Consider the following 9,623-nt stretch of genomic DNA (forward strand, 5'->3'; position numbering starts at 1 on the left):
CACGATGGCGGAGTTCCAGGACGTCGCGAGCGGCGTCAGCGTGAAGAGCGACGACCCGGCCACGGTGCTCGGGGTGAACGTCGACAACGCGGTCAAGGCGACCCCGTTCGCGGGCAGCGCCGTGACCGTCGGCAAGGACGTCGTCTCCGTGTACCAGGCGGTCACCGCGCCCCACCCCGACGGCGTCGACATCGCGCTCGGGGTGGCCACGATCGCGACCGACACGACGTCCTTCATCCAGTCGAGCGCGAGCACCATCACCGACATCGCCACCGACCCGCTCGGCTGGCTCGTCGGGCAGGGGCTGAACTTCCTGATCAGCGCCGTCCAGCCGATCCAGGACGCGATCCACTTCGTCAGCGGCGACGGGCCCGCGCTCGCCACCGCGGCCGGCAACTTCGGCGCCATCGCGACCGGTCTGGACCAGCTGGCGAAGAACTTCGCCGAGGTCGCGGACACGTCGCTGGCGGCGTGGAAGGGCGACGCCGGCGACGCGGCGCGCAAGTCGCTCGGCGAGTTCGCCCACGGCATCGGCGGCGTCTCCGCGAAGTCCGGCGACATGGCGCAGATGCTGCAGCTGAGCAGCATGCTGATGAGCTTCGTCGAGGACCTGATCAAGGCGATCCTCACCGAGCTGGTCACCTGGCTGATCATGATCTGGATCCCGGCGCTGGCGGCCGCGGTGCCCACCTGCGGGGCGTCGGTCGCCACCGCGGGCACGGCGTCGGAGGTCAAGCTCGGCACGACTGCCGCGAAGACGACGCAGAAGGTCTCGAAGGTCCGCGAGCTGTTGCAGAAGATCCTCGACTGGCTGCAGAAGATGAAGGCCAAGCTGGCGGCGACGAAGCTGGGCAAGGTGTTCACCGAGGGCAAGACCGCGGAGAAGCTGACGGAGATCGCCCAGGGCAACGCGGGCAAGAGCATGGTCGACAAGCTCAAGGGCGCCGAGGGCATGATCGGCAAGCGGGCCGGGAAGAACGCCCTGTCCGAGATCGCGAAGAAGGGCGGCGAGGCGGCCGCCAAGGGCGTCTTCGGGTTCAACCCGGCCAAGCCCGGCGACAACCCGGCGAAGACGCTGAACGACCACCTCGGGAAGCTCACCAGCCACGTCAAGAACGCCAAGAAGGCGAGCGACTACGGCGAGACCGGCCGGCACCGATCCGACGAAGAGACGCGCGAGGACCTGGACTTCTGATGGCAGGCGTGGTGGCGGTCGTGCTGATCGCGGCGGTGTTCGCGGTGGTGGCGGCGATCTGGTGGCGGTCGCACACCAAGTTCGTCGAAAGCCGCAAGGAGCACTGGTTCAAGGCCTTCGCGGCCGAGCGCGGCGGCACCTTCGACAGCGGCGTCCCCAGCGACGCGCGGGCAGTGCCGACCTTCGGGGTGCTCCACCCGGGCGGCCGCCCGCTGGCCGGGAGCACCCACACGACGTGGGTCGAGTTCCGCCACCGCGACCGGGCGGTGATCGCCGTCGACGCCCAGGAGCCGTACCGGCACTTCGACGACCACACCTACTTCCGCGACATCCACGTCACCCAGGTGCAGGTGCCGCCCTGCCCGGAACTGCGGATCGTGCCGGGGAAGGCACCGTCGATGCCGACGCTGCCGCCGGACTCGCCACTCGAGGGCGAGCTGACCCGGTGGCTGGCCGCGAACCCCCGGTTCGCCCAGCGGGACGTCGTCGTGGAGCACGGCTCGGCGCGGACCCGGGGTCAGGGCTGCGCGACGCGGCAGAACATCGTGGCCGAGGCCGAGTACCTGGCCGACCTGGCCGGACAGCTGCCCGCGGCGTTGTGGAGCGTCACCGACGGCGCGTCGTGAGGTGCGTCAAGCCCGCCGACAGCGCGAACACCAGGCCCAGGCCCACGATGTAGGGCCCCGCCAGCAGGGCGAACCCCGCGCCGATGTTGGCGTCGGCCTGCTCGTCGGACCGGAAGCCGATCGCCCCCACCGACAGCAGGATCGCTCCCACCGTGATCAGCAGGACGGCCACCACTGTCAGGCGCTTCGTGATCGTCGTCATACCTTCATGGTGCCCGGGGCCCGGGCAATTCGCTGGACAGCGTCCCCAGGATGAGGACGTGAACTGGAAGATCACCCAGATCGACGTCGCTCACCCGGACGCCGTCGCGATCATGCGCGAGTACATGGACGAAGTCGCTTCGCGCTACTACGGGCGGCCGATCACCGAAGCCGAGTTGACGCGGTACGTCGCCGAGGAACCCGGGGCCGACCTGGTGCCGCCCACCGGGGCGTTCCTCGTCGGATACCGCGACGACGACGTCGCGGGCTGCGCCGGCACCCGAGTCGTCACGCCGGGGGTCACCGAGCTGACGAAGGTGTTCGTCAAGCCCGCCCACCGCGGCTCGGGGCTCGCGCCGCGGCTGGTGGCGGCCGCCGAAGACGCCGCCCGCACGCTCGGCTCGGCCCTCATGCGGCTCGACACCCGCCACGACCTCGTCGAGGCCCGCGCGCTCTACGCGAAGATCGGCTACGACGAGGTCGAGCCCTTCAACGACGGGCAGTTCGCCGAGCACTGGTTCGCGAAGGCCCTCAGCTGAGCCCGGCCGGTGCAGGCCGCGACCTCGCCGGGTGCCGACTTCCGCGTCGCCACCACGCGCCCGCCCAGGGAGATGCGGCACTCCACCGCGCCGCTCCCCTGCCCGAGCAGCTGGACCGACCCGGCCGACGGCCACGAAAGCTCCTTCCGCCACGGCAGGGCGACGTCCAGCTCCTGGTGGACCAGGCCGAGCCCGTTCGAGTCGTAGACGACCGTCGCCGTGCCGGTGCCGGCCAGCTCATAGGTCACCTGGTAGCCGGACGGCGCCGGCGGGGTCGAGGTGTACGTCGCAGTCGCCATGATCGTGCGCGGCGGCACCGAGGACGGCGCCGGCCCCCACCACCGCGACCGGCGGCGACGGCGGAGAACCGTTGTCTCCCACGATGAAGATGCCGGTGGTCACCGCCGCGATCGCGATCACCGCGATGCCGAGCCTGCCGGCGAGCTGCCGGTTCATGGGGACTCCCAAGGGAAACGGCGGCTCCCCGGCGCGGAGTGGTCGTGTTCCACCAAGACTCCCAGGTCGGGGTCGTGAGTGTTTAGGGCGGTTAGAACCGCCCTAAACACTCACGACCGGGTTACTTGATGCCGGCGTCCGCGACCTTCCTCGTCCGGCCCGATGTTCAGCAGGTCGACCTTGTGGTCACCGTCCAAACCGGACCGCGCGACGAAGTAGTTCGACACCGCGAGGTGCTGCGGCGTGTCGGTTTCGTGGTAGAAACCGTCGCTGCCGAGCGCCCAGTTGTCGTAGGCGCCCCAGTGCGGGACCGCGCCGACGACGGTCGGCAAGGTCGCCGCCTCCGCCCTGCTGCGCCTTCGCCTTGGTGTCGACCCGGCCCCGGATGTCGAGGACGTAGACGCCACCGGTCGTGCCGGGGTCGTCGGCCGAGAGGGTGCCCTTCTGCCGGCCGACGATCGCGCGGTGGAGGTACTTGTCGTCCGGGCTCGCCTGGATCAGCCGCCGTCGGAGCTGGCGCCGTTCGAGTCGTCGGTCGCGTAGATCGCCTTGTTCGCGGCGCCGTCGTCGAACACCTCGATCCAGCGCGGCTCGGCCGCGGTGATGTCCGGTGTGTAGAACACCGCGCCGCCCTGCATGGTCTGGGCGAACGCGCCCTTGTGCCCCGGCAGGTTCGTCACCGTGGTCTCCATGACCGCGCGGCTCTCGGCGTGCAGTGGGTCGGCCGGATCGGCCCGCGGGCCGTCCTGCAGGTACGGCACCGACTTCAGCTTCGGGTGGTTGCGGTCGGAGATGTCCCAGGTCCGCACGGTCGGCCGGCGCAGGTACGGCGACGGCTGCTTCACCGGGTCGAGGATGATGGTGCGCGGCTCGGCGTAGTCGCTCGTGACGAGCGTGTTCAGCTCCTCGCGGGCCTGGATGCCGTGCGGGTTGGCGCAGGTCGGCTTGCCAGCTGCGGCAGGTTGTCGCACAGCTTCTGGTTGTCGCCCTGCGGGGTCGCCGCCGGGGACTCCGACAGGACTTCGGCGTTCTGTCCGAAGTGGACGACCTCGCCGGGGCTGCCCGCGAAGCCGTTGCCGATCTGGGTGGAGCCGTCGGCGTAGGAGTGCGGGCCGGGGACGACCGGGCCGCCCATGTACGTGCCGTACGCGGTGCCGTCCTCGATCACCCAATACGCGTCCGGACGCTGCCGCCGAGCGTGGTGGTCGGCAGGCTGACGCACGCGCCGATTGGGCCAACAGGTGAGCGTCACTACTCCGCGACGTCTAGACCATCCAGCGGCGTCACAGCTGGTCACAATGGCGCAGCCCCGACGCCTGAACGCCGGGCTGCGAGTTACGTATCCGTTGTGAAGTGCCGGGAACTCCGGTCAGAGCTTGGTGCCGCAGTCCGAGCAGAACAGCGCGCCGGGCTTGGTGCTCTCGCTCCCGCAGCCGCCGCAGCGGACCTTGAGCGCCAGTGACGTGCCGCAGGACGAACAGAACTTCCCGCCCTCGGCCTTCAGGCCACAGCCCGGGCAGGTCACCTTCGCGCGGGTGTCGAGGTCGAGGTCGGACGTCCAGTCGTTCTCGCGGGCCTTGTCCCAGATCTGGTCGCGCTGCGCCGACGCCTGGGCGCGCGAGATCTCCTCGGCGACGCTCGGCGAGCAACGCAGGCACTGGCCGATCTCCTCGTTCCAGCACTGGTCGTGGCACATCCAGTCGCCGCACCCGCGGCACTGGCGGAAGCTCGGCGTGATCTCCTTGACCGCCGCCGCCAGCGCCCGGTCCTTGGCCGGCGAGTTCGTCGCGCGGTCGTAGCGCCACTGGTCGGCCGAGTTGCTCAGATCCCGGAGCGTCCCGCCGAAGAACGAGCCGACAGTGCGAAGCACGCTTCGCCCGGTTTCCATGGTGTCGCGCTGGAAGGCGGAACGGAAGCCGTTGCCGCAGCGTTCACAGCGGAACTCGAACTGGTACCCCTGTGTGTTGGAGAGGTCCGAAAAGTTGTCCGTGAAGGGCACAGAGTCAGCCACGGCCCATCTTCGCCAGCGCGCCACCACCACGGCGACGAGAGATTTGCCGACAACGACGCGGCTACCGGCCGTCACGGGATGCCAGGAGGGCCAACGGAAGCAGCGCCAGCACACCTCCGACGACCGCCACGAGCGCGTACCCACCGCCGGCAAACAGCTGTCCTGACCCCAAACCGGCCAAAGCGGACGCGGACCAGACCACCGCGTCGACGGTGCCCTGCACCCGGCTGCGCGTCTCCGGCGCGAGGTCGCGGCTCAGCTGCGCGCTGCCGCCGACGAACACCAGGTTCCAGCCGTACCCGAGCAGGAACAACGCCACCGGCAGGCCGGACGTGTGCGCCGTCGGCGCCGCGAGCGCGGTCGCCGTCGACAAAGCCAGGACCCCGAGACCCGCGTTGACCGTGACGCGCGGGCCCCAGCGGTCGGCGATCCGGCCGGACAGCGGCGCCAGCGCGAACATGCCGAACAGGTGCGCGCTCAGCACCCAGCCGACGACGTCGAGACCGTGCCCGTGGCTCTCCAGCTGCACCGGCGTCATGGTCATCACCGCGACCATCGTCAGCTGCGCGGCGACCATCGCGACCAGCGGCCGCGCGACGCCGGCCGCCCGCGCCGGGGCGACCGTGGCCGCCGGCTTCTCCGGTGGGAGCGGGACGTGCCGCGGGAGGAACGCGGCCGCCAGCGCCGCGCCCGCCGTGGCCAGCACGGCGACCGCGACCGGCCCGGACAGCGACGGCCAGCCGAACCCGGTGACGACGTCCGCCGCCGGGGCCATCAGCGCCGGCCCGGCGAGCGCGCCGACGGTTCCGGCCCACACGACGTTCGACAGCGCGCGGCCCCGGCGTTCCTCCGGGTACAGGTCCGCGGCCAGGTAGCGCGACAGCTGCGCGCCGCCGTTGCCGAGACCGACCAGCAGGATGCCGAGCAGGAGCGGCACCAGCGACGTCGTCAGAGCGCCGGCGAAGGCGACGAGCGCACCGGCCGCGGCGACGCCGTACCCGGCAACCAGGACGCGGCGGCGGCCGTGCCCCGGCAGCAGCAGGCCCGCGCCGAACGCGCCGGCGGCCGTCCCGAGCACGTTCGCGACGCTCGGCAGGCCGCTCCACCCCGGCCCGCTGCCGGCGGCGACGATCAGCGTCGCGGCGGTGCTCAGGCCGACCGTCGCCGTGTTGAGCAGCGCGACGCCGGCGAACAGCGCGCCCATCGACCGGGCCCGGCCGGTCACCGTCAGAGTCCCCATGACCAGCAACTTTAGGAACTTCCGAGGATCTTTCGAAGGGACGATCAACGGCAAATCCGTCGCCACGGTCGCGGTTCGGAAGGAAGATGGGGCCCATGACCTTCCGTTCGGAAAAGCCCCTGGACGACGTCGACTGGCGGCTGCTGGAACTGCTGCAGGCCGACGGGAGGCTGTCCTTCAAGGAGCTGGGCCGGCGCATCAACCTCTCGGCGCCGGCAGTGGCCGAGCGGGTCCGGCGGCTGGAGGAGACCGGCGTGATCACCGGCTACCGCGCGCAGGTCGACGCGCGGCGCGCGGGCCAGCCGCTGCAGGCGTTCGTCGAGATGCGGTGCGCGCTGAGCAGCTGCCTGCTGAAGACGTCGAAGTCCGAGGACTACCCGGAAGTCGTGGAGATCCACCGCCTGTCCGGCGACCACTGCACGATGCTGAAGATCCGGGCGGCCTCGCTCGAGCACTTCGAAGGTCTGCTGGAGCGGCTCGGCAAGCACGGCGAGCTGCGGTCGTCGGTGGTGCTGTCGACGCAGTTCGAGGGGCGGCCGGTGCAGCCGCCGACGGACGACTTCCTGCGCGCGACGACGCCCGAAGGCTGGTCGTGACCCGAAGTCCTGCCCGGAAGGCGGCTGATTGTCCGCCGCCGAGCTGATAGACGAGAGGGATGCCGATCTTGACTCGCAGGGTGCGGACGCTCGCCGTCACCCTCGCCACCTTGGCCACCCTGGCCGTCCCCGCCACCGCGCAGGCCGCGCCGCCGGCCGCCCCCGCCGAGTTCGTCGCCCTGTCCGACGTGGCGCCGTCGATCCTGCAGGACATCCGCTACGCCACCCGGCACAACTTCGTCGGCCGGCGGATCGACGGCTACCTCGAGCCCACCTGCATCCTGACCCGGCAGGCCGCCGAAGGCCTGCGGCAGGCCCAGGCGAAGCTGGTCAGGCAGGGCTACACGCTCAAGGTCTACGACTGCTACCGCCCGCAGCGCGCGGTCGACCACTTCGTGCGGTGGGCGAAGGACCTCGCCGACGAGAAGATGAAGGCCGAGTTCTACCCGAACGTCGCCAAGGACCGGCTGTTCGAGGACGGGTACATCGCCGAGAAGTCCGGGCACAGCCGCGGCAGCACCATGGACCTCACCGTCGTGAAGCTCCCGCCGCGGTTCCAGCGCCCGTACGTCCCGGGTGAGCCGCTCGTGCCGTGCTTCGCGCCGCGGAACCGGCGCTTCCCCGACAACATGGTCGACATGGGCACCGGCTACGACTGCTTCGACCCTCTGGCCCACACCGACAACCCGGCGATCACCGGCGTCGCGCGGCAGAACCGCGACCTGCTGCGGACCACCATGATCGCGGCCGGCTTCCACAACCTGCCCGAGGAGTGGTGGCACTACACGCTCGACGGCGAGCCGTTCCCGGACACCTACTTCGACTTCCCGGTGTCGCGCTGCAGTCTTCGCTGACCCGAAAAGCGCCCCCGGTCCACTGTGGACCGGGGGCGCTTTTTTGTTCGTCAGGCCGCGTTCCGGCGCCGGCGGGAGCCGATCACCAGTCCACCGCCGAGCCCCAGGGCGACCAGGGCGAGCACCCCGAGCCCGAGTGCGTCGACACCCGTGCTGGCCAGGCCGGTGCCACCGCCGGTGCTTTCCCCGCCGCCGGTCCCCGCCGCGTTCGACGAGGTGGGCGTGCCCGCCGGGGCGCAGTCCGCGGGCTGGGCCGGTACGGCCGGCGCCGCCGGCGAGGTGCCCTCCTCCGCCAAGACCACCTGCGGCTGCGGCTTCGTCGGCGCGCCGAAGACCCAGATCGGCATCGGGTTGCTGTCGTCGTACTTGAGCTTCCAGCCGTCCGGCAGCTGGAAGTACAGCTGGTAAGCAGGTCCGGGCGCCACGTCCTTGAACGCGAAGTACCCCTTGTCGTCGGTCGTCGTCTCGCCGGTGATCGGGCAGTGCAGGTCGGAGACGAGCACGACCTTGACGCCGGCCACGCCCCGCTGCAGCTGACCGTGGTCGTCGAAGACGCCGACGTTGCCGTCGACGGTGACCTTCGCGCCCGGCACCGCGGCCTGGGCGTCGGCCTGCGCGTGGTTGTCGACGTCCACTTCGGGATAGCCGAAGTCGCAGGAAGCGAAGACGAACCCGCGGTTGAACGCGGCCGCCGGCACCGTGTCGGTCACGTCGAAGGTGCGGGTCTCTCCGGCGGCGATCGTCACCCCGCGCGAGTAGACCAGGTCACCCCAGCCGGGCCCGGTTCCGTTCAGGATGTAGCTGTCACCGACCCGGTTGCACTCGGCCACGATGCCGGTGAGCGGGATCGAGCCGGAGTTCGACAGCGTCACCGTGAGGTGCAGGAGGTCGCCGACCCGGTAGCTGTCCTGGGTGAACTTCATCGACGCCTTCAGCGCGCCGTTGAGCGGCGGAGCCCCGCGGACGAGCAGGTCGTCACTGTCCGGTCCGATGTGGACGGTCCGGAACGGGAACAGCCAGCCGTCGACCACGTCGCCGCCGAGGTAGTAGTCCCCGGCCGGGATGTCGACGCCGAACTTCCCCTGGGCGTCGCTCGTGGCCGTGTACTCGCCGCTGCCGTGCGTGTACCGCAGGGTGAGCTTGGCCCCGCCCAGCTGCTCGCCGCCGTCCGGCACACCGTTGCCGTTCGCGTCCCCGTAGACCGAGCCCTTCGCGTGCACGATCTCCTGCGTGATCGGAACGGTGAAGGTGAACGTCTGGCTGGCGCTGGCGCCGGTCTCGTCGAACAGGACACCCCGCACGACCGCGGTCGGCTTGTCGAGGCTCCGGACGCGGCCGGAAACCGGCAGTTCGAAGGTTTCACCCGGCTCGAGCGACAGGCCGGGCGCGGCCTTGAGCGGTCCCCAGCCGTCGTAGGGCACGTTCAGGTCGTCCGGGTTGGAAATCATCTGGTAGATCGTGAGGCCGGCCGCGCGGGTCTGGCCGACGTTCGTCAGCTTGAACTTGAAGGTGACGTCGTCGCCGGTCCCGTACGACGGCTTGTCGAAGTCGGCGGAAACGTCGACTTCCGCTCGTTCGGCGGCGGCCCGGGGCTTCTGTTCCGTGGGCGGCGCGCTCTCGGCCGCGGAACTCGGCACCGACGTCGTCGGCATCTCGGAACTGCTCGGCGGCGCTTCCGAAGTGGCCGGCGCGGTGGCCGTCGGAGTCGTCTCTTCCGCGCCGGCCGGGCCGGCAAACCCGCAGGTCAGCAAGGCCGCCGCGGCGAGCGTGGCGAAATGGCGCGAGATCGGTCTCGCGCTTCTGGATTTGTTCACGAACAGTCACCCCTGATTACCCGATGGAAACGCGCAAAGCCCCCGAACCGCGTGAACCTCGTCAATCTAGCGGGGTGCGCACCCGTTTTGG

General features: G+C 70.7%; 12 protein-coding genes and 1 pseudogene. 6 read left to right on the top strand and 7 right to left on the bottom strand.

Annotation, left to right across the window (positions count from 1 at the left end):
• Positions 1–4 precede the first annotated feature (4 nt).
• Both QRX60_RS07990 and QRX60_RS07995 read left to right on the top strand, forming a co-directional pair.
• Positions 5–1,195: a hypothetical protein gene (locus QRX60_RS07990; protein WP_286000137.1), complete on the top strand. Its 1,191-nt coding sequence runs from the start codon at positions 5–7 to the stop codon at positions 1,193–1,195.
• Entirely contained in the window at positions 1,195–1,821 is a 627-nt protein-coding gene (locus tag QRX60_RS07995; RefSeq protein WP_286000138.1) for a hypothetical protein, read from the top strand. Before QRX60_RS07990 ends, QRX60_RS07995 begins: the two co-directional genes overlap by 1 nt.
• Here the strand turns inward: QRX60_RS07995 and QRX60_RS08000 are convergent.
• The gene (locus tag QRX60_RS08000; RefSeq protein ID WP_284745377.1) at positions 1,802–2,023 is read right to left on the bottom strand and encodes a hypothetical protein; all 222 of its coding nucleotides are present in this window, start codon (positions 2,021–2,023) and stop codon (positions 1,802–1,804) included. The two genes, QRX60_RS07995 and QRX60_RS08000, sit on opposite strands and share 20 nt — an antisense overlap.
• Positions 2,024–2,081: 58 nt before the next feature.
• On the opposite strand from QRX60_RS08000, the gene QRX60_RS08005 reads away from it, so the two are divergent.
• A complete protein-coding gene (locus tag QRX60_RS08005; protein WP_332845829.1) occupies positions 2,082–2,561 on the top strand; it encodes a GNAT family N-acetyltransferase in 480 nt (159 codons plus the stop codon).
• Here the strand turns inward: QRX60_RS08005 and QRX60_RS08010 are convergent.
• From QRX60_RS08010 to QRX60_RS08030, 5 genes and pseudogenes are all read right to left on the bottom strand, one after another.
• Positions 2,492–2,860 carry a hypothetical protein gene (locus tag QRX60_RS08010; RefSeq protein WP_286000139.1) on the bottom strand — a complete coding sequence of 123 codons (369 nt, stop codon included), beginning with the start codon at positions 2,858–2,860 and terminating at the stop codon, positions 2,492–2,494. The genes QRX60_RS08005 and QRX60_RS08010 overlap by 70 nt on opposite strands.
• A complete protein-coding gene (locus tag QRX60_RS08015) occupies positions 2,799–3,017 on the bottom strand; it encodes a hypothetical protein (protein ID WP_286000140.1) in 219 nt (72 codons plus the stop codon). Before QRX60_RS08015 ends, QRX60_RS08010 begins: the two co-directional genes overlap by 62 nt.
• Before the next feature lie 152 nt (positions 3,018–3,169).
• Positions 3,170–4,235, bottom strand: a pseudogene (locus tag QRX60_RS08020) (hypothetical protein); the annotation flags it as partial.
• 151 nt (positions 4,236–4,386) lie between these two features.
• Complete coding sequence (locus QRX60_RS08025) at positions 4,387–5,028, bottom strand: zinc ribbon domain-containing protein (protein WP_286000141.1); 642 nt, start codon at positions 5,026–5,028, stop codon at positions 4,387–4,389.
• Positions 5,029–5,089: 61 nt separating this feature from the next.
• Positions 5,090–6,268 (bottom strand): MFS transporter, encoded by a 1,179-nt coding sequence (locus QRX60_RS08030; RefSeq protein WP_286000142.1) that lies wholly within the window; start codon positions 6,266–6,268, stop codon positions 5,090–5,092.
• Between the two features lie 95 nt (positions 6,269–6,363).
• On the opposite strand from QRX60_RS08030, the gene QRX60_RS08035 reads away from it, so the two are divergent.
• Both QRX60_RS08035 and QRX60_RS08040 read left to right on the top strand, forming a co-directional pair.
• Positions 6,364–6,864 (top strand): Lrp/AsnC family transcriptional regulator, encoded by a 501-nt coding sequence (locus QRX60_RS08035; RefSeq protein WP_286000143.1) that lies wholly within the window; start codon positions 6,364–6,366, stop codon positions 6,862–6,864.
• Between the two features lie 59 nt (positions 6,865–6,923).
• Complete coding sequence (locus QRX60_RS08040) at positions 6,924–7,718, top strand: M15 family metallopeptidase (RefSeq protein ID WP_286000144.1); 795 nt, start codon at positions 6,924–6,926, stop codon at positions 7,716–7,718.
• 50 nt (positions 7,719–7,768) lie between these two features.
• Here QRX60_RS08040 and QRX60_RS08045 read toward each other — a convergent pair whose 3' ends face one another.
• Positions 7,769–9,355: an SdrD B-like domain-containing protein gene (locus QRX60_RS08045; RefSeq protein ID WP_286000145.1), complete on the bottom strand. Its 1,587-nt coding sequence runs from the start codon at positions 9,353–9,355 to the stop codon at positions 7,769–7,771.
• On the opposite strand from QRX60_RS08045, the gene QRX60_RS08050 reads away from it, so the two are divergent.
• Positions 9,321–9,548 (top strand): hypothetical protein, encoded by a 228-nt coding sequence (locus QRX60_RS08050; protein WP_286000146.1) that lies wholly within the window; start codon positions 9,321–9,323, stop codon positions 9,546–9,548. The genes QRX60_RS08045 and QRX60_RS08050 overlap by 35 nt on opposite strands.
• Positions 9,549–9,623 lie beyond the last annotated feature (75 nt).

Origin of the sequence: Amycolatopsis mongoliensis (genome assembly GCF_030285665.1) — a bacterium.
GTDB classification, from domain to species: domain Bacteria; phylum Actinomycetota; class Actinomycetes; order Mycobacteriales; family Pseudonocardiaceae; genus Amycolatopsis; species Amycolatopsis mongoliensis.